The organism is Prauserella shujinwangii (assembly GCF_003001955.1).
Taxonomy (GTDB): Bacteria; Actinomycetota; Actinomycetes; order Mycobacteriales; family Pseudonocardiaceae; genus Qaidamihabitans; species Qaidamihabitans shujinwangii.
In genome coordinates, this window is record NZ_PVNH01000009.1 from 256,022 (window position 1) to 275,451 (window position 19,430).

A 19,430-nucleotide genomic window follows, 5' to 3' on the forward strand; every position below is an offset into this window, starting at 1 on the left:
GTGATCGCATCATCGTGGCTGCTGGTCGCGTTCCCCGCGCTGGGTGCGCTGATCCTGCTGGTCGGCGGCAGGCGTACCGACGCGTGGGGGCACCTGCTCGGCTGCGCGACCGTCATCGCGTCCTTCGGGTACGCCGTGGCGATGTTCGTCAGCAGCTCCCTGGCTGAGGCCACCGACGTCGCGCTGTACTCGTGGATTCCGGTCGATGCGCTGCAGGTGGAGTTCGGCCTGCGGATCGACCCGCTCTCGATGACGTTCGTGCTGCTGATCACGGGCGTCGGGGCGCTGATCCACGTCTACTCGATCGGCTACATGGCCGACGACGCCGGGCGCCGCCGCTTCTTCGGCTACCTGAACCTGTTCGTGGCGTCGATGCTCGTGCTGGTGCTCGGCAACAGCTTCGTGACGCTGTACCTCGGCTGGGAGGGCGTGGGCCTCGCGTCGTACCTGCTGATCGGCTGGTACACCGGGCGGCCGAGCGCGGCCACCGCCGCGAAGAAGGCGTTCCTGATGAACCGCGTCGGCGACGTGGGGCTGGCGCTGGCGATCTTCCTGATGTTCTCGGAGATCGGCAGTACGAGCTACGCGGCGGTGTTCGCGGGCATCGGCGACCTGTCGCCGGCCGTCATCACGGCCATCGCCCTGCTGCTCCTGCTCGGGGCGTGCGGCAAGTCCGGTCAGTTCCCGCTGCAGGCGTGGTTGCCCGACGCCATGGAGGGTCCGACCCCGGTCTCGGCGCTGATCCACGCGGCGACGATGGTCACCGCGGGGGTGTACCTCGTCGCCCGCGCCGCGCCGATCTACAACCTGACGGAGACCGGCCGCCTGCTCGTCACGATCGTCGGCGCGTTCACGCTGTTGCTCGGCGCGATCATCGGCTGCGCCTACGACGACATCAAGAAGGTGCTCGCGTACTCGACGGTGAGCCAGATCGGGTACATGATGCTCGCCGTCGGCCTCGGCCCGTTCGGCTACGCGCTCGGCATCATGCACCTGCTGACGCACGGTTTCTTCAAGGCAGGGCTGTTCCTCGGTGCCGGTTCGGTGATGCACGGCATGAACGACGAGGTCGACATGCGCAAGTTCGGCGGCCTCTACAAGCGGATGCCGATCACCTTCGCCACGTTCGGCCTCGGCTATCTCGCGCTGATCGGGTTCCCGTTCCTGTCCGGCTTCTACTCCAAGGACGCGATCATCGAGGCGGCCTTCGGCAGTGAAGGCTGGCAGGGCTGGGTGTTCGGCGGCGCCGCGATGCTCGGCGCCGGGATCACCGGCTTCTACATGACGCGCCTGGTGCTGATGACGTTCTTCGGCAAGGAGCGCTGGCGGGAGCTCAAGTCCGCGGACGGCAGGGAGTTCCACCCGCACGAGTCGCCACCGGTGATGACCGTTCCGATGATCGTGCTGGCGGTCGGCTCCGTCGGTGCCGGATTCTTCTTCGCCCTCGGCGACCGCCTGGTGGAGTTCCTCGCCCCCTCGGTCGGCGCGCTGTCCGAGGCCGAGCACACGGCGTTGCCGCACGCGCTGATCCCGTGGCTCACCGTCGGGCTGTCGCTGTTCGGTGCGCTGGTGGCCTGGCTGATCTTCGGCAGGCGCGACGTTCCGGTGGAGCGGCCGCAGAACGTCTCGCCGGTCACCCGCGCCGCCCGTAACGACCTGTACGGCAACGCGCTGAACGAGGCGCTGGTGGCCACGCCCGGCCTCTGGACGACCCGGTTCGCGGTGTACCTGGACAACAAGGGCGTCGACGGCGCGGTCAACGGGCTCGCGGCCGCGCTCGGCGGGAGCTCGGGCAGACTGCGCAGGTTGCAGACCGGCTTCGTCCGCTCGTACGCCCTTTCGATGCTCGGCGGCTCGTTCCTGATCGTCGCGGCCCTGCTGATGGTGAGGTTCTCATGAGTTGGCTGCTCGCCCTGATCCTGCTGCCGCTCGCCGGCGCCCTCGCGGTGGCCGGACTGCGGAGCAACGACCGGCTCGCGACGCTCACCGCGCTCGGGGTGTCGATCGCGAACCTGGCGCTCGTCGTTCCACTGTGGATCGCCTACGATCCCGGTGGCGAGCGCATCCAGCAGACCTGGTCGATGGACTGGATCCCCGCCTTCGGCGTGCACGTCTCGTTCGGCACCGACGGCATCGCGCTGCTGATGATCGCGGTGATCGCGCTGCTCGTGCCGATCGTGATCGGCGCGCTGAGCTCGACCGACAGGCTGCCGGAAGGCCGCACCGCGGGCGGTTTCCTTTCGCTGATCCTGCTGCAGGAGGCGCTCACCATCGCCGTGTTCGCGGCGACCGACGTGTTCCTGTTCTACGTGCTGTTCGAGATCATGCTGATCCCGATGTACTTCCTCATCGGCTACTACGGTGGTGCGCGGAGACAGTACGCGGCGGTCAAGTTCTTCCTCTACTCGTTCCTCGGCGGCCTCATCATGCTGGCGTCGGCCATCGGCGCCTACTCGATCGCCTCGGACGAGCTGGGCGAGGGCACGTTCGACTGGGCCACCCTCGTCGCCGTGGTGAGCGACGCCCCGACGACCACGCAGATCTGGCTGTTCCTCGGCTTCTTCCTCGCCTTCGCGATCAAGGCGCCGCTGGTGCCGTTCCACACCTGGCTGCCGGACGCGGCCGGCCAGGCGCCGATCGCCGTCACCGTGCTGCTGGTCGGTGTGCTCGACAAGGTGGGCACGTTCGGCTTCCTGCGGTACAGCCTGCCGATGTTCCCGGAGGCGAGCCAGGAGCTGGCGCCGCTCGTGCTGGTGCTGGCCGTGGTCGGCGTGATCTACGGCTCGATCCTCGCGGCGGGCCAGCAGGACATGAAGCGGTTCGTCGCCTACGTGTCGATCGCCCACTTCGGCTTCATCGCCCTCGGCATCTTCGCCTTCACGACGCAGGCGATGGTCGGGTCGGCGACCTACATGCTCAACCACAGCATCGCCACCGGCATGCTGATCCTGGTGGTGGGCATCGTCGCGACGCGCGGCGGGTCCACCCGGATCTCCGACTACGGCGGCATGGCGAGGGTGACGCCGATCCTCGGCGCGATGCTGCTGATCGCGGGCCTGTCCACGCTGTCGCTGCCGGGCACGAACTCGTTCATCAGCGAGTTCCTGGTGCTGCTCGGCTCGTTCGGCACGCGGCCGGTGTACACGATCATCGCGACCGTGGGCATGGTGCTCGCCGCGATGTACGTGCTGTGGCTCTACCAGCGGATCATGACCGGCCCCGTGCGTGGCGACGCCCTGGTGGGTGCCGGGGGCGGCCCGGGGACGGCGGTCGCGCCCGAGGTGGGCGCGAAGAAGGCCATCCGGGACCTGTCCACGAAGGAGATCGCGGTGCTCGCGCCGCTGGTGGTGCTCGTCCTGGGCCTCGGCTTCTACCCGAAGCCGGTGCTCGACACAGTGACGCCGTCGGTGGAAGCGACGCTGTCCGCGGTGCAGGAAAGGTGACTGGAAGCGGTGTTGAATCCCTTTTTGGCGCAGCAGGGTGGCGCGATCGAGACGCCGCAGATCGACTACGCCGCGATCCTGCCGATCCTCATCGTCCTCGGCGCGGCGTGCGTCGGGGTGCTCCTGGAGGCGTTCCTGCCCAAGCACCAGCGGTGGCCGGTGCAGGTCGGACTGACCCTGCTGACGATCGTCGCCGCCGGGGTCGCGCTCGGCGCGTACGTCGGGGACGCACCTGAGCAGGGCATCACCACGCTCAGCGGCACCGTCGCCGTCGACGCGCCCGCGCTGTTCCTGTGGGGCACCCTGCTGGCGCTGGCGCTCGGTGCGGTGCTGCTCATCGCGGACCGGTCCGTGGAGCCGGGCGGCGCGTTCGTCGCCCAGGCCGGTATCAGCCCGGGCACCGTGCAGGACCGCGCGCAGGTGTCCTCGACGGGGATGCAGACCGAGGTGTTCCCGCTGACGCTGTTCGCGCTCGGCGGCATGATGACCTTCACCGCGGCGAACGACCTGCTGACGATGTTCATCGCGCTGGAGGTGCTGAGCCTGCCGCTGTACCTGATGTGCGGCCTGGCGCGCAGGCGGCGGCTGATCTCGCAGGAGGCCGCGGTCAAGTACTTCCTGCTCGGCGCGTTCGCCAGCGCGTTCTTCCTCTACGGCATCGCGATGCTCTACGGCTACGCGGGCTCGGTGCGGCTCGCGGACATCGCGGCCGCGACGGCGGGCACCGACCGTTCCGACACGCTGCTGTTCGCCGGGTTCGGCCTGCTGATGGTGGGCCTGCTGTTCAAGGGTTCGGTCGGGCCGTTCCACACCTGGACGCCCGACGTGTACCAGGGCGCACCGACCCCGATCACGGCCTTCATGGCCGCGTGCACGAAGGTCGCCGCGTTCGGCGCGCTGCTGCGGGTGCTGTTCGTGGCGTTCGAGTCGACCAGCTGGGAGTGGCGCGGCGTGCTGTGGGCGGTCGCGATCATCTCGATGGCGGTCGGCGCCATCCTCGGCCTGACGCAGACCGACGTGAAGCGCATGATCGCCTACTCGTCCATCGCGCACGCGGGCTTCCTGCTCGTCGGCACGATGGCGATCACGGACGAGGGGCTGTCCGGCACGTTGTTCTACCTGCTGGCGTACGGCTTCACCACGCTCGCCGCGTTCGGGGTGATCTCGCTGGTGCGGGACGCCTCGGGCGAGGCGACCCACCTTTCGGCGTGGGCGGGACTGTCGAAACGGTCGCCGCTGCTGGCCGCGGTGTTCACCTTCCTGCTGCTCGCGCTGGCGGGTATTCCGTTGACCAGCGGGTTCGTGGGCAAGTTCGTGGTGTTCTCCGCCGCCCTGTCCGACGGGATGGCGCCGCTGGTGGTGATCGCGCTGGTGTTCAGTGCCGTCGCGGCGTTCTTCTATCTGCGGGTGGTGGTGCTGATGTACTTCTCGGAGCCCGCTCCGGAAGGGCCCACGGTCAGCGTTCCCGGTGCGTTCACGACGGCGGCGATCACGCTCGGCGTGGTGGTCACCCTGCTGCTTGGCGTGCTGCCCGCGTTCGCGCTCGACTGGGCGGGTGCGGGCGGCTTCGCGCTGTCGTCCTGACGGTTCCGACGACCGTGCCGAAGGAGGTCGCAAGCGTTTGCGCCGTCGCTTTCCGCCCGGTGTCACGTTCGTCACGTAAGCCCTTGACCAGCGGGTCATCGGCCCCGAACCGGCTGCCATTAGGCTGAGGGCAACCGTGACCCAGTGCCGAGAGGGCGGAGCCGACGTGTCAGTGCGTGAAGGCACCCTGGACGAGTTGCGCGCTGCAGTCGGCCTGCAGATCGCCGATGAGCAGCTCCTGCGCACGCTCGCCAGCGGCCTGAACGATGTGGAGGACGTGCTGCGCGAGGTGGTGCGCAGCGACGTCCAGGCCGTGAACGAGGCGGCCACTCACCTGGTGGAAGCGGGCGGCAAGCGCTTCCGCCCGCTGTTCACGATCCTGGCCTCGCAGTTCGGCAGCGGAGGGCGCGATGCGGTGATCACCGCCGCCGCGTCGGTGGAGCTGGTGCACCTGGCCACGCTCTACCACGACGACGTGATGGACGAGGCCACGATGCGGCGCGGGGCGGAGAGCGTCAACGCCCGCTGGGACAACACCATCGCGATCCTCACCGGCGACTTCCTCTTCGCGCACGCGTCCCGGTTGGTCGCCGACCTCGGCACGGACGCGGCGCGGATCATCGCCGAGACGTTCGGCGAGCTGGTCACCGGGCAGATGCGGGAGACCGTGGGACCCGCGGAGGGCGAGAACCCGGTGGAGCACTACCTGTCCGTGATCGGGCAGAAGACCGGCTCCCTGATCGCCACCGCGGGCCGGTTCGGCGGCATGATGTCCGGAGCGGCGCCGGAACACGTCGAGGCGCTGTGCCGGTTCGGCGAGATCATCGGCGCCGCCTTCCAGATCTCCGACGACGTCATCGACATCGCCTCCCCGTCGCACGAGCTGGGCAAGTCCCAGGGCACCGACCTGCGCGAGGGCGTGCGCACGCTGCCGATCATCTACGAGCTGTCGGCCGAGGACCCCGACCCCCGGCTCGTCGAGCTGCTCGGCAAGCCGCTCACCGACGACGTGCTGGTCGCTGAGGCCCTGGAGCTGCTGCGCGGCTCCACCGGACTCGAACGCGCGCGGGCCACCCTTTCCGATTACGCTCGGCGCGCGAGATCGGAGCTCGAGGCACTGCCACCGTCGCCGGCGCGGGACGCCTGCGAGTCGGTCGCCGAGTACCTCGTGGCACGGACTCACTGAGGAGGACGGCGAGGCTATGTCCCTGTTCGGACAGGTGTGGGTGTTCAGCGCGGCGGCGTTCGTGCTGGGTGCGCTGCTCGCCTGGCTGTTCCTGGTCCGCCCGGCGCAGCGCCGGATCCGCGAGCTGGAGCGTGCGCTCGCCGCGTACGAGACCTCGGCGGCGCCCACCGCGCACCAGGGCGCCTCGAGCCGCTCGGCTGCGGACTGGGACGACGAGGAGCCGGTCGCGGCGGTCCCGCCCACCCGGACGTTCGTCCCCGCCGAGGAACAGCCGGAGGAGCCCGCTCCGCGCGAGCCCACCGAGCGGCTCGCGCCCGCCCCGCACTGGCTGGAGCAGGACAGCCTGCAGGGCTACCGGTCCGAGCACCCCGAGCACTCCGGCGACGAGCGGGCCGAGGACGACCGGTGGGACCATGAACCCGGCGCGGCCGAGCTGACCTCGGTGCTGGACCCGGCCTCCGGCGACTACACCGGGCGGTATCCGGGCGACCGTCCGGAGGACCATCCCAGGGATGATGAATACGGCCGGTACGCCGAGCACTACGCCGACGAGCCGGAACCGGAGCGGCAGCCCCGGCCGGGCAGCCTCTTCGAACCCGCCTACGAGCCGGTCGAGGAGGACGAGCCGGACCAGCGGGCGACCACCGCGCAGCCGCCCGCCTACGCGTTCGGCGACCCGGAGGCGGATCCCGCCGACGAGCCGGTGGTCGAGCAGACGCATGTCCTGCCCAAGCGGCAGCCGAGGCAGGCGCTGCGGGGCGGTTTCGAACCGCCCAAGCCGATCCAGCCTTCGATGCGAGCGGTCACGCGGCGGGAGCCCGAGGATGCGGGTGTGCAGAGCGGGTCGCTGTTCGAACCGGCGGTCACGGCCAACACGGGCGGCCGGGACAGCGGCGCGGACACCCCGCCCGCGCGCGAGCCCGGCGGCTACGACGACGGGCTGCCCCCGGGACCGTTCGGGCCCGGCTCGGCGATGCCGCTGCCCGGCGGGGCCCCGCCGTCCGCCGAGTACACGGTGAAGGCCAGCGTCACCGCGCTGCGCTACTGCACCGAGGAGTCGGACCAGTTCCCGAACATGGTCGCCGAGGTGTGGTTCCGCACCCCGGCCGACGCCGAGCGGGTCGGCTTCCGCCCCCTCGCCTAAGCACGCGACCGGGCCAGACCGCACTGGGCCTGACCGCGCTGGGCGTGCACGCGCTGGGCCGGTGCAGTGAAGGCCACCTTGACTGCGTTGAACGCAACCAGGGTGGCCTTCACTGCCTCTGGCTGGGGGCCCCGGTCAGGTGACGGTCCAGGTGTCCTTGCCGCGGAGGAGGGCCTGCAGGTCGGGGGTTTTGGCCTCGCGGGCCTGTTCGACCTGGTGGCGGGCGAGGTCGTCGTAGGTGGGGCGGGTGACCTGGCGGAAGATGCCGGTGGGGGTGTGGTGCAGGTCCTGGCCGCCGAGGCGGGACAGGGCGAAGGCGTAGGCGGTGTCGGTGATGGCGGGGTCGTGGACGACGAGGTTGTCCTCGCCGATCTCGGAGACCTTGCCGACCTCGAGCCCGCCCCAGGCGCTGCGGGTGACGCCGTAGTCGCCGTCGGGTCCGAAGCGGATGGGTTCGCCGGTGCGCAGCGGGATGATGCGCCGTTCGGCCTCGTCGCGGTCCTTGAGCACGTCGAACGCGCCGTCGTTGAAGATGGGGCAGTTCTGGTAGATCTCGACCAGGGCGGAGCCGCGGTGCTGTGCGGCGGCGGTGAGGACCTCGGTGAGGCCCTTCTTGTCGCTGTCCAGCGCGCGGCCGACGAAGGTGGCCTCGGCCCCCAGTGCCAGCGAGACGGGGTTGAACGGGGTGTCCACGCTGCCCATGGGGGTGGACTTGGTGACCATGCCCTGGTCGGAGGTGGGGGAATACTGGCCCTTGGTCAGCCCGTAGATCCGGTTGTTGAACAGCAGGATCTTGAGGTTGACGTTGCGGCGCAGGGCGTGGATGAGGTGGTTGCCGCCGATGGACAGCGCGTCGCCGTCGCCGGTGACGACCCACACCGACAGGTCGGGCCGGGTGGTGGCCAGGCCGGTGGCGATGGCGGGGGCGCGGCCGTGGATGGAGTGCATCCCGTAGGTGTTCATGTAGTACGGGAAGCGGGACGAGCACCCGATCCCGGACACGAACACGATGTTCTCGCGCTTGAGCCCGAGGGTGGGCAGGAAGGACTGGATCGTGTTGAGCACGACGTAGTCCCCGCAGCCCGGGCACCAGCGCACTTCCTGGTCGGACTTGTAGTCCTTGGCCTTCTGGGCCTCGTCGGTGCCGGGGACCAGGTCGAGCCCGCCGAGGGCAGGCAACCCCAGATCGGTGGTCATGCCGCCACGACCTCCTTGATGATGTCGGTGAAGACGCCTTCCAGCTCTTCGGCCTTGAACGGGAGCCCGGCGACCTTGTTGTACGAGCGGATGTCGACCAGGTACTTCGCGCGCAGCAGCATCGCCAGCTGTCCCATGTTCATCTCGGGTACCACGACGAGGTCGTAGGAACGCAGCACGTCACCCAGGTTGGCCGGGAACGGGTTGAGGTGGCGCAGGTGGGCCTGGGCGATGGGCAGGCCCCGCTTGCGCACGCGCCGGCAGGCGGCGCCGATCGGGCCGTAGGACGAGCCCCAGCCCAGCGCGAGCACCCGCGCCTTGCCGCCCGAAGGGTCGTCGACGGCGAGGTCGGGGACGTCGATCCCGTCGATCTTGGCCTGCCGGACGCGCACCATGTGGTCGTGGTTGTCCGGGTCGTAGGAGATGCTGCCCTTGCCGTCGGCCTTCTCCAGCCCGCCGATGCGGTGCTGCAGGCCGGGGGTGCCGGGCACCGCCCACTCGCGGGCCAGGGTCCGCGGGTCGCGCAGGTAGGGCCAGAACTCGCCGGACCCGTCGGTGGCGTTGGGCTCGGTCGCGAAGGACACGCGCAGATCGGGCAGGTCGTCGACGTCCGGGATCAGCCACGGCTCCGACCCGTTGGCCACCGCCCCGTCGGACAGCAGCAGCACCGGCGTGCGGTAGGTCAGCGCGATCCGCGTGGCCTCCAGCGCGATGTCGAAGCAGTCCGCGGGCGAGCACGGCGCCACGATCGGCACCGGCGACTCACCGTTGCGGCCGAACATCGCCTGCAACAGGTCGGCCTGCTCGGTCTTGGTCGGCAGGCCGGTGGAGGGCCCACCCCGCTGCACGTCGATGACCACCAGCGGCAGCTCGGTCATCACCCCGAGCCCGATCGTCTCGCTCTTGAGCGCCACCCCCGGACCCGAGGTGCTGGTCACCCCCAGCGCACCGCCGTAGCTGGCACCCAGCGCGGCCCCGATCCCGGCGATCTCGTCCTCGGCCTGGAACGTGGTGACACCGAAGTTCTTGTGCTTGGACAACTCGTGCAGGATGTCCGAAGCCGGGGTGATCGGATAGGTGCCCAGCAGGATCGGCAGCCCCGACCGCTGCCCGGCCGCCACGATCCCGTACGCCAGCGCCGCGTTCCCCGTGATCTGCCGGTACGTGCCCGGCGCCAGCTTGGCCGGCGCCACCTCGAACGTCGTCGCGAACGACTCGGTGGTCTCGCCGTAGTTCCACCCCGCCCGGAACGCCAGGATGTTCGCCTCGGCGATGTCGGGCTTCTTCGCGAACTTCTCCCGCAGGAACCGCTCGGTGCCCTCGGTCGGCCGGTGATACATCCACGACAGCAACCCGAGCGCGAACATGTTCTTGCACCGCTCGGCGTCCTTCTTACCCAGCCCGGTCTCGGCCAGCGCCCCCTGCGTCAGCGTCGACATCGCCACCCGGTGCACCTCGAACGCCGACAGCGTGTCGTCCTCCAGCGGATCGGCCGCATAACCGACCTTGGACAGGTTGCGCTTGGTGAACTCGTCGACGTTGACGATCACCGTGCCCCCACGCGGCACATCCGCCAGGTTCGCCTTCAACGCCGCCGGGTTCATCGCCACCAGCACGTCCGGCCGGTCCCCCGGCGTGAGGATGTCGTAGTCGGCGAAATGCACCTGGAACGACGAGACCCCCGGAATCGTGCCCTGCGGCGCCCGGATCTCCGCCGGAAAGTTCGGCAACGTCGCCAGATCGTTCCCGAAAGCCGCCGCCTCCGACGTGAACCGGTCACCCGTCAGCTGCATACCGTCCCCGGAGTCACCCGCGAACCGGATCACCACCCGGTCCAGTTGGTTGACCTCCGTCGGCCGGGACGCCGACAGCGCGCCGGTGCCACTGCCGTTCGCACTGGTGCTCATGGGCCAGGGATTCCCTCTCTCACGACTGGGCGCGGGCGAGCGCCGTAATACTTCGAGATTACTTCTTGTTTTCGACCGCCGTGCGACGGTGTGATCCGGCTTACCTGTTACTCGCGGTAACAGCCTACTTGCTCCCATCCTGTGGGATTCATCGCCCCGCGATGCGGGCGCGCAACGCCTCCAGCCGGGCGGTGAACTCCGGCGAATCCAGCGACGTCAGCTGGGGTTCGAGTTCGGCGTCGACGGCGGCGGCGTGGTCATCGAGGCCTCGGGTGTGCCGCATCGTGCGCTTGATCGTGATGACGAGCTCGCGCGGGGCCTCGACGGCGGGCCGGGCGAGCTCCCTGGCGGCCGCCACCAGCTCGTCGTGGTCACCCTCCACCGTACGCAGCACGAGCCCGGCGCGGGCCGCGGCCTCCGCGTCGAGGATCTCGCCGAACAGGGTCATCGCCATGGCCTGCTGCGTCCCCACCAACCGCTGCGACATCCACGTCATCCCACCGCCGGGATGCAGGCCGAGTTGCAGGAACCGGGCGTCGAAGCGGGCCTTCGGACCGGCCAGGCGCACGTCCGCGGCGAGGGCGAGGTTGAGACCGGCGCCGACCGCGGCACCACCCACGGCGGCGATCGTCGGCAGGGTGCAGCGCGCCACCGCGAGGAAACCCGCGTAGATCTCGCGCAGGCCCTCCTCCTTGGCGGCGCCGAGTGCCGTGAGGTCGGCACCCGCGCAGAACGCGGGCGGGGTCCCGGTCACGATCACCGCGTGCACGTTCTCGTCGCGCTCCGCCGCCGCGATCGCGTCGACCAGCTCGGCCGACAGCCGGAGGGTGAGCGCGTTGCGGCGGTCCGGGGCGTCGACGGTGATCAGCGCGACGCCCGCACTGTGCTCGCTGAGAATCCGTTCGCTCATGAGGGCATCGTGTCAGCGATCCGGGCTCGGCGGGCGTTCGAGCAGCCGGGACAGCACCACGGTCGACTCGGTGCGGTCCACGATCTCCAGCCCGCGCAGCCGTTCGAGCGCGTCCTCGAGGTGGTGGATGTCCGCGGCCCGCAGGTGCACGATCGCGTCGGCCGCGCCGGAGACCGTGTACGCGGCCACCACCTCGGGCAGTGGCTCCAGGCGCGCGCGGATACGGGCGGGGGAGATGTTGCCCCGGCAGTGGACCTCCACGAACGCCTCGGTGCCCCAGCCGAGTGCCTCCGGGTCGACGACCGCGGTGAACCCGCGCAGCACGCCCGTCTCGAGCAGCCGGTCGACCCTGCGCTTGACCGCGGGCGCGGAGAGGCCGACCACCTTGCCGATCTCCGCGTAGCTCGACCGGGCATTGGCGACAAGGCATGAAACGATCCGCTGATCCAAGGTGTTCACACGCAACGTTTAGCACAACAGCACGCAACCAACAGAGATTGCTTGCGCAACGAAGCCACGCATACATTCGAAACCATGACGGACGCCTCTGCGCTACCCGCGCGTGTGCCCACGACCCGGCACTACCTCATGTGCCCGCCCCGGTACTTCGCGGTCGAGTACGTGATCAACCCGTGGATGGACCCGGACGAACCGGTCGACGTCGACCGCGCCATGGAGCAGTGGACCGTCCTGCGCGACACCTACCGGCGGTTCGGCCACGAGGTCGACGAGATCGAGCCGCAGCCGGGGCTGCCGGACATGGTGTTCGCCGCCAACTCGGGCACCGTGATCGACGGCCGGGTGCTCGGCGCCCGCTTCCGCGCTCCGCAGCGGGCTGCGGAGGCCGAGCACTTCCGGCGGTGGTTCGTGGAGCACGGCTACCGCGAGGTCACCATGCCCACGAAGATCAATGAGGCGGAGGGCGACTTCGCGTGGACCGGCAGGGAGCTGCTGGCCGGCACCGGCTTCCGCACCGACCCGGACGCGCACGCCGAGGCGCAGGAGCTGCTCGGGGTGCCGGTGGTCTCGCTTCGGCTGACCGATCCGCGCTACTACCACCTCGACACGGCGCTGTTCGTGCTCGCCGAGGCGACCGATTCGGCACCGGCGCAGGTGGCCTACAACCCGGCCGCGTTCTCCGCGGGTTCGCGGCGCGTGCTGGCCCGGATGTTCCCCGACGCGGTGCTGGTGCGCGAGGCCGACGCGGCCGTGTTCGGCTGCAACGGCATCTCCGACGGCCGCAACGTGATCCTGCCGAGGGAGGCGAGGGGGCTGGCCGACCAGCTCGCCGTCCGCGGGTACGAGCCGGTGCTGCTGGACATCTCGGAGCTGCGCAAGGCCGGCGGCGGCCCCAAGTGCTGCACGCTGGAGATCCGCAAGTAGGCCTCCCTCAACCACGAGCCCGCCGGCGCCTGGTCAGCAGGCCGCGGCGGGGTGCGCACAGCAGCGCCAGGACGAACAGGATCCCGCTGGCCAGGCCGATCGTGCCCGGGATGGACGTGTCGAACGTCAGCGCCGCCTGGTGGCCGCCGAGCGAGGCGGCCCAGCCGACGGCCACCGCGACCACGAGCATGGTGCTCATCCGGCCGGTCAGCAGCCGTGCCGTCGCGGCGGGCACGACGAAGAACGTGATCACCAGGATCGCGCCGACGCTGTCGAACGCGACGACGGCCAGGCCCGCCACCGCGACCAGCAGGATCCGCCCGGCGAGCCGCCCGCGCAGGCCGCCCAGCTCAGCGAAGTCCGGGTCGAACGTGCTCGCCTGCAGCGGCCGCCACAGCAGCACGACGAGCACGCCGATCACCACCGCGGCGATGCCCGTGACCACGAGCGACGTCGGCACCTCCAGCCCGCCGAGTTCCATCGTGCGCAGCGGGGCGAACGTGATGTCGCCGTAGATCGCCGAGTCCAGGTCGATGTGCGCGCCGGAGGCGAACTCGCCGATGCCGAGGATGCCGAGCGAGAACAGGGCGGGAAACACCAGCGCGAGCGCCGCGTCGGAGCCGACGATCCGGGTCCGGCGCAGCCACTCGAACCCGGCGACACAGAGCACCCCGAACGCGGTGGCCCCCAGCACGGTGAACAGGGACGCCCGCTGGCCGGTGAGCAGGAAGACGAGCACGATGCCGGGCAGCACGGCGTGGCTCACCGCGTCCGGCAGCAGCGCCTGTCTGCGCAGCACCAGGAAGCTGCCCAGCAGCGCGCACGCGGTGGACAGCAGCCCGGCGATCACGACGATCAGCACGTCGTCCGCGGTACTCACGCCCCGCCCCCTTCCCCGCGGGAAGCTCCCCAATGTGGCATTGGTTGCGTTGGACGCACCGAATGCCGCATTGGGTGCGCCGAACGCACCGAATGCCGCATTGGGTGCGTGGGGCGCGTCGGATGTACCGGATGCCGCATTGGGTGCGTGGGGCGCGTCGGATGTACCGGATGCCGCTTTGGGTGCGTTGAACGCACCGAAAGCCACATTGGGTGCGTGGGGCGCGTCGGATGTACCGGATGCCGCTTTGGGTGCGTTGAACGCACCGAAAGCCACATTGGGGAAATCACGATGCCTCCCGGAACCGGTGGCGGAGCCGGGCGAGCACCCCGCGCCGCGGGGCGAACACCACGGACAGCAGCGCCGCCCCGGTGGCCAGCAGCACGATCACCGGCCCCGCGGGCAGTTCCGCCCGGCCGGACAGCACGCCGCCGACCGCGCCGCACACCGCGCCGATGACTCCCGCGAGCGGCACCAGCGCGGAGAGCCGCTTGGTCAGCTGCCGTGCCGCCACCACTGGCGCCACCAGCAGCGCCACCATGAGGATCGCGCCGACGGTGCGCACGCCGAGCACCACGGCCAGTGCGAGAAGCCCGGTGCCCGCCGCGTCGACGGCCCACGTCGGCACGCCCGCGACCGCGCTGAAGCCGGGGTCGAACGTCGCCGAGCGCAGCACCCGGAAACCCACCACCAGCACGGCCAGTGCGACGGCCCCGAGCGCGAGCGCCACCACGATGTCCTGCTCCACCATCCCGGCGGCCTGGCCGAGCAGGTACTCGTCGAGTCCCGCCTGCTGGCTGTTGCCCGTGCCCGCGATGTGGGTGAGCAGCACGATGCCGAGCGAGAGTGTCACCGAGAGGACCACGCCGATCGCGGCGTCGGCACGCAGCCTGCCCGCCCGTTCCAGCCCGATCATGGCGAACGCCGCGATCGCCGCGGCCAGCGCGGCGCCCGCAAGCAGTGCGGCGGGCGCCTTCGTCCCGGTGAGGAGGAACGCCACCGCGACGCCGGGCAGGGTGCCGTGGCTCATCGCGTCACCGAACATGCTGCGCGTGCGCAGCACGGCGAGCGGGCCGAGCGCGCCGGCGACGAACCCGATGACCGCGGTGCCGACCACGACCACCGCGTCCGGGTACGGCAGCGGCAGCGCGGCGAGGAACCACTCGATCATGTCCGCTCGACGAGCAGGCCCAGCCCGTAGGCCCGCTCGAGGTTGCCGGCGGTCAGCACCTCCCGTGGCGGTCCCGCCGCGACCACCCGGCCCGCCAGCAGCGCGGCGTGGTCGAACCGGTCGCGCACCGTCCGCAGGTCGTGGTGCACGGCCACCACCGAGCGCCCCCGCTCGCACAGCCCGGTCAGCACCTCCAGCAGCGCCGACTCCGTGCGCGCGTCCACCGCGGTGAACGGCTCGTCGAGGATCACCAGGTCCGCCTGCTGCGCCAGCGCGCGGGCGAGAAAAACCCGCTGTCGCTGGCCGCCGGACAGCTCGTCGATCGGCTGGTCCGCGAGCGCCTCGACGCCCACCTGCGCCATGGCGGCGGCGACCAGTTCGTCGTCGTGCCGGGTGAGGCGGCGCAACCATCCCCGGTGCGGGTACCGGCCCATCTCCACCACCTGCACGGCGGTGATCGGGAAGTCCCGCGCCACCGTGTCCTGCTGCGGCACGTACGCGACCCGGCTCCGGATCCGGCGCAGCGGCTCGCCGAGCAGCCGGACCTCACCGCGCACGGCGGGCACCAGGCCGAGCGCGGCCTTGACGAGCGTCGACTTGCCCGCCCCGTTGGGCCCGACCACGGCGCTCAGCCTGCCGCCGGGGATGTCCAGGTCCACGTCCTCGAGCACGGCGCGCCCGCCGTAGGAGGCGGACACCCCGCGCAGCGCCAGCGCGGGCGGCCGCCGCTCGTCCACCACCACGCCGGTCATGCCAGCCCCGCCACGAGGGTTTCGGCGTTCGCACGGATCATGCCGAGATACGTCCCTTCCGGTGTGCCGTCGTCTCCCGCGGAGTCGGAGAACAGTTCGCCGCCGATCCGCACGTCGTGGCCCCGCTGCCGGGCCGCCGCGAGCACCGCGTCGAGGGTCTGCCTCGGCACGCTGGTCTCGACGAACACCGACCGCACGCCGCTGCGCGCGATGAGCCCGGCGACCCGGCCGATGTCGGTGGTGGTCGCCTCCTCCTGCGTCGAGATGCCCTGGATCGCGACGACGTCCATGCCGAACGCGCGGCCGAAGTACCGGAACGCGTCGTGGGAGGTCACGATCTGCCGGTACCGGGGCGGGATCCGGTCGAGGGTCGCGCGGACCTCGTCGGCGAGCGCGAGCACCCGCTGCCGGTACTCGGCGCCCCGCTGCCGGTAGCCGGCGGCGTGCTCGGGGTCGAGCTCGGCCAGCTGCGCCGTGATGGCGTCCACCGCGTACGCCCACAGGTGCGGGTCGTGCCACACGTGCGGGTCGTACTCCTCCTCGGGCGCCGCGTCGGCGGGCGGGCTGAGCAGCTTCTCCTCCGGGATCGCCTCCCCGGCGAACAGCACGGGCTTGGCGCGGCCGACCTCCCCGAGCGTCCGCTGCAGCGAGCCCTCCAGGTACAGGCCGACGGCGATCACGGCGTCGGCCCTGCGCATGTCGTGCAGGTCGCTTGCCTTGGCCTGGTAGAGGTGCGGGTCCACGCCGGGGGCCATCAGCCGCACGGTCCGGATGTGCTCGCCGCCGATCCGGCGGACGGTGTCGTCCAGGAAGTTGGTGGTGGTGACGATCAGTGGCCTGCCGTTGGCGGCCGCCACCGCCTCGTTGGCGGCGCGGACCGCGTTGGCGGCGACCCAGGTGAGCACCAGGACGAACACCGCGGCGAGCGCCGTGAGCGCGAGTGCGCCGCGGGTACGGGCGCGCCGCCTACGGTGCGCGGCCGTCCAGGCGCTCATCGCATTCCTCCCGGATTTCGGTTCGCCGAAAACCATCATACGGGTGAACGAACACCGTGGCGCAAGAGCGGTGTCGTGCAGGTCTCGGTTCGGAATCGGTGTGTTCCCCGCCCGGCGGGTGCTGTAACGACCGTTCGGCGGTCCGCGAATCAGGGGGTGTCACGCCGCCGCGTTCGCGAGCCAGCCGAGGAGCCAAGTCAATGACCACGTGCCGACTCTGTGGCTCGACGAACACGGCGAGTGTCGTCGATCTCGGGGCCACGCCGCCCTGTGAGCGGTTCCTCACCGCGGACCAGCTCGACGAGTCCGAGCCCACGTATCCGCTGCGGCTCGAGGTGTGCACGGACTGCTGGCTCGCCCAGATCCCGCCGCTGATCACTCCCGAGGACACGTTCACCGAGTACGCGTACTTCTCGTCCTACTCGGAGTCCTGGGTCGAGCACGCGCGCCGGTTCGTCGGCGCGGCCGTCGACCGGCTCGGGCTGGACGCGGGCTCCTTCGTCGTCGAGGTGGCCAGCAACGACGGGTACCTGCTCCGGCACGTCGTGTCGCGCGGGATCCGGTGTCTCGGCGTCGAACCCTCGGTGAACGTCGGGCAGGCGGCCCGCGAGGCCGGCGTGCCGACGGAGACCAGGTTCCTCACCCCGGAGACCGGCGCCGAGGTGCGCGCGGCGCATGGCCCCGCCGACCTGGTGGTGGCCAACAACGTCTACGCGCACATTCCCGACGTCCTCGGCTTCACCCGCGGGCTGCGCGCGCTCGTGGCCGACGACGGCTGGGTCTCCGTCGAGGTGCAGCATCTGCTCACGCTGATCGAGAAGACCCAGTACGACACGATCTACCACGAGCACTTCCAGTACTACACCGTGGAATCCGCCCGGAGGGCGCTCGCGACCGGCGGTCTGTCCGTTGTGGACGTCGAGCTGTTGCCGACCCACGGTGGCTCCATCCGCCTCTGGGCCAGGCCCGCCGAGGTGGCGGGTGAACCGAGCGCACGGATGGCCGACGTCCTCGCGCGGGAGAAGGCCGCCGGGCTGCACGAGCTCTCCGGCTACACCGAGTTCGCCGACCGGGTCGCCCGGGTCCGGCGGAACCTGTTGCGGTTCCTCGTGGACGCCGCCGAACGCGGAGACACGGTCGTCGGCTACGGCGCCCCCGGCAAGGGCAACACGCTGCTCAACCACTGCGGCATCCGGCCGGACCTGCTGGCCTACACCGTCGACCGCAACCCGTACAAGCACGGCAGGTTCACCCCGGGAACGCGGATCCCCGTGCTGCCGCCCGAGCGCATCGCCGCCGACCGGCCCGACTACGTCCTCGTGCTCCCGTGGAACCTGCGTACCGAACTCACCGAGCAACTGTCCTATGTGGGCGAATGGGGCGGCAGGCTCGTGTTTCCCATCCCGGAACTGGACATTGTCGAGGTGAAGTCGTGAAGGTCGTCCTCTTCTGCGGCGGGTACGGCATGCGGATGCGCAACGGAACCGCCTCCGACGTTCCCAAACCGATGCAGATGGTGGGACCGCGCCCGCTCATCTGGCACGTGATGCGCTACTACGCCCACTTCGGGCACACCGACTTCATCCTGGCGCTGGGCTACGGCGCCCACCACATCAAGGACTTCTTCCTGAACTACTCGGAGACGGCCTCCAACGACTTCGTGCTCAAGGGCGGCCGCACCGAGCTGCTCTCGACGGACATCGCCGACTGGTCGATCACGTTCGTGCAGACCGGCATCGAGTCGGCGATCGGGGAGCGGCTGCGCCGCGTGCGGCGATTCCTCGACGGTGACGAGATCTTCCTCGCCAACTACGCGGACGTGCTCACCGACGCCCCGCTGCCCGAGATGATCGATCGGTTCGCCGCGTCCGACGCGGGCGCGTCGATGATGGTGGTGCCGCCGCAGTCGTCGTTCCACTGCGTCGAGATGGACGAGGGCGGCCGCGTCGGGTCCATCACGGCCGTGAGCGAGATGCCGCTGTGGGAGAACGGCGGCTACTTCGTCTTGCGGCAGGACGTCTTCGACCACATCCCGGCGGGCGGCGACCTCGTCGCCGACGGCTGCGCCGAGCTCGCCAAGCGCGGAAGGCTGCTCGCCTACCCGTACCGGGGGTTCTGGAAGCCGACCGACACCGTGAAGGAGCGGGCCGCGCTGGACGAGGCGTACGCGAAGGGCGACCGGCCGTGGGCGCTGTGGGAGACCGGGCACCGTACCGCGAGGACCGCATGATCGCGTTGCGGCCCGGCCGGATCCGCCGCGTCGTGGCGCTCGGCGCGCACTGCGACGACATCCCGATCGGGGCGGGCGGCACGTTGCTCACCCTGTGTGCCGCCAACCCGGGGGTCCGGGTCGACGCGCTGGTGCTCTCCGGCGGCGGCTCCCGGCGGGAGGACGAGGAACGGGCGGCGCTGGCGGCGTTCTGCCCCGGCGCGGACCTCGACGTCGCCGTGCTCAAGCTGCCGGACGGCCGGTTCCCCGCGCACTGGGACGAGGCCAAGTCGGCGCTCGAGGAGCTGCGCGCGAGGACCGAACCGGACCTGCTGCTCGCGCCCCGCACCGACGACGCTCACCAGGATCACCGGGGCCTCGCCTCGCTCGTGCCGACGTGCTTCCGCGACCATCTCGCCCTCGGCTACGAGATCGTCAAGTGGGACGGCGACCTCGGCACGCCCAACGCCTACCAGCCGCTGTCCCCGGAGACGGCGGAGGACAAGGTCCGCCTGCTGCACGAGCACTACGCCTCGCAGCGGCACCGTCCCTGGTACGACCGGGAGGCGTTCCTCGGCCTCGCCCGGATCAGGGGCATCGAATGCCAGGCCCGCTACGCGGAGGCCTTCTACGTGCACAAGTTCGTTCTCGGCCTGAAGGACTGAATTC

The 19,430-nt window shown here is 70.7% G+C and carries 17 protein-coding genes; 9 read left to right on the top strand and 8 right to left on the bottom strand.

All coding sequences use genetic code 11. The features are described 5' to 3' along the window. The 5 genes from nuoL to B0I33_RS22310 all read left to right on the top strand — a co-directional run bounded on the left by nuoL (position 1) and on the right by B0I33_RS22310 (position 7,357). Positions 1-1,899, top strand: a complete 1,899-nt coding sequence (nuoL, locus tag B0I33_RS22290) for an NADH-quinone oxidoreductase subunit L (protein WP_106180782.1) — start codon at positions 1-3, stop codon at positions 1,897-1,899. Further along, the gene (locus tag B0I33_RS22295; protein WP_106180783.1) at positions 1,896-3,443 is read left to right on the top strand and encodes an NADH-quinone oxidoreductase subunit M; all 1,548 of its coding nucleotides are present in this window, start codon (positions 1,896-1,898) and stop codon (positions 3,441-3,443) included. The genes nuoL and B0I33_RS22295 overlap by 4 nt, the downstream gene beginning before the upstream one ends. Before the next feature lie 9 nt (positions 3,444-3,452). After that, positions 3,453-5,027, top strand: a complete 1,575-nt coding sequence (nuoN, locus tag B0I33_RS22300) for an NADH-quinone oxidoreductase subunit NuoN (protein WP_106180784.1) — start codon at positions 3,453-3,455, stop codon at positions 5,025-5,027. 166 nt (positions 5,028-5,193) lie between these two features. Next, complete coding sequence (locus B0I33_RS22305; RefSeq protein ID WP_106180785.1) at positions 5,194-6,213, top strand: polyprenyl synthetase family protein; 1,020 nt, start codon at positions 5,194-5,196, stop codon at positions 6,211-6,213. Positions 6,214-6,229: 16 nt separating this feature from the next. After that, complete coding sequence (locus B0I33_RS22310) at positions 6,230-7,357, top strand: sunset domain-containing protein (RefSeq protein ID WP_106180786.1); 1,128 nt, start codon at positions 6,230-6,232, stop codon at positions 7,355-7,357. 135 nt (positions 7,358-7,492) lie between these two features. Here B0I33_RS22310 and B0I33_RS22315 read toward each other — a convergent pair whose 3' ends face one another. The 4 genes from B0I33_RS22315 to B0I33_RS22330 form a co-directional block, all read right to left on the bottom strand. Continuing rightward, a complete protein-coding gene (locus B0I33_RS22315; RefSeq protein WP_106180787.1) occupies positions 7,493-8,554 on the bottom strand; it encodes a 2-oxoacid:ferredoxin oxidoreductase subunit beta in 1,062 nt (353 codons plus the stop codon). After that, positions 8,551-10,461 (bottom strand): 2-oxoacid:acceptor oxidoreductase subunit alpha, encoded by a 1,911-nt coding sequence (locus B0I33_RS22320; protein WP_106180788.1) that lies wholly within the window; start codon positions 10,459-10,461, stop codon positions 8,551-8,553. The genes B0I33_RS22315 and B0I33_RS22320 overlap by 4 nt, the downstream gene beginning before the upstream one ends. A gap of 148 nt (positions 10,462-10,609) precedes the next feature. After that, complete coding sequence (locus B0I33_RS22325; RefSeq protein ID WP_106180789.1) at positions 10,610-11,371, bottom strand: enoyl-CoA hydratase; 762 nt, start codon at positions 11,369-11,371, stop codon at positions 10,610-10,612. Between the two features lie 12 nt (positions 11,372-11,383). Continuing rightward, positions 11,384-11,830 (bottom strand): Lrp/AsnC family transcriptional regulator, encoded by a 447-nt coding sequence (locus B0I33_RS22330; RefSeq protein WP_106180790.1) that lies wholly within the window; start codon positions 11,828-11,830, stop codon positions 11,384-11,386. A gap of 75 nt (positions 11,831-11,905) precedes the next feature. On the opposite strand from B0I33_RS22330, the gene ddaH reads away from it, so the two are divergent. Then, a complete protein-coding gene (gene ddaH, locus B0I33_RS22335; RefSeq protein WP_342750082.1) occupies positions 11,906-12,754 on the top strand; it encodes a dimethylargininase in 849 nt (282 codons plus the stop codon). Positions 12,755-12,761: 7 nt separating this feature from the next. Here the strand turns inward: ddaH and B0I33_RS22340 are convergent, their stop codons facing one another. From B0I33_RS22340 to B0I33_RS22355, 4 genes are all read right to left on the bottom strand, one after another. Continuing rightward, complete coding sequence (locus B0I33_RS22340) at positions 12,762-13,634, bottom strand: metal ABC transporter permease (protein ID WP_106180791.1); 873 nt, start codon at positions 13,632-13,634, stop codon at positions 12,762-12,764. A gap of 286 nt (positions 13,635-13,920) precedes the next feature. Then, positions 13,921-14,805: a metal ABC transporter permease gene (locus B0I33_RS22345; protein WP_106180792.1), complete on the bottom strand. Its 885-nt coding sequence runs from the start codon at positions 14,803-14,805 to the stop codon at positions 13,921-13,923. Beyond that, the gene (locus B0I33_RS22350; protein WP_106180793.1) at positions 14,802-15,557 is read right to left on the bottom strand and encodes a metal ABC transporter ATP-binding protein; all 756 of its coding nucleotides are present in this window, start codon (positions 15,555-15,557) and stop codon (positions 14,802-14,804) included. Before B0I33_RS22350 ends, B0I33_RS22345 begins: the two co-directional genes overlap by 4 nt. Then, positions 15,554-16,552, bottom strand: a complete 999-nt coding sequence (locus B0I33_RS22355) for a metal ABC transporter solute-binding protein, Zn/Mn family (protein WP_106180794.1) — start codon at positions 16,550-16,552, stop codon at positions 15,554-15,556. Before B0I33_RS22355 ends, B0I33_RS22350 begins: the two co-directional genes overlap by 4 nt. 200 nt (positions 16,553-16,752) lie before the next feature. On the opposite strand from B0I33_RS22355, the gene B0I33_RS22360 reads away from it, so the two are divergent. The 3 genes from B0I33_RS22360 to B0I33_RS22370 are packed head-to-tail and all read left to right on the top strand — an operon-like array spanning position 16,753 to position 19,426. Beyond that, complete coding sequence (locus tag B0I33_RS22360; RefSeq protein WP_106180795.1) at positions 16,753-17,988, top strand: class I SAM-dependent methyltransferase; 1,236 nt, start codon at positions 16,753-16,755, stop codon at positions 17,986-17,988. Beyond that, positions 17,985-18,782, top strand: coding sequence for a sugar phosphate nucleotidyltransferase (locus tag B0I33_RS22365; protein ID WP_106180796.1), 798 nt, complete (start codon positions 17,985-17,987; stop codon positions 18,780-18,782). Before B0I33_RS22360 ends, B0I33_RS22365 begins: the two co-directional genes overlap by 4 nt. Further along, on the top strand, positions 18,779-19,426 hold the full coding sequence (locus B0I33_RS22370; RefSeq protein WP_106180868.1) for a PIG-L deacetylase family protein: 648 nt from the start codon (positions 18,779-18,781) through the stop codon (positions 19,424-19,426). The genes B0I33_RS22365 and B0I33_RS22370 overlap by 4 nt, the downstream gene beginning before the upstream one ends. The last annotated feature ends 4 nt before the right edge of the window (positions 19,427-19,430 follow it).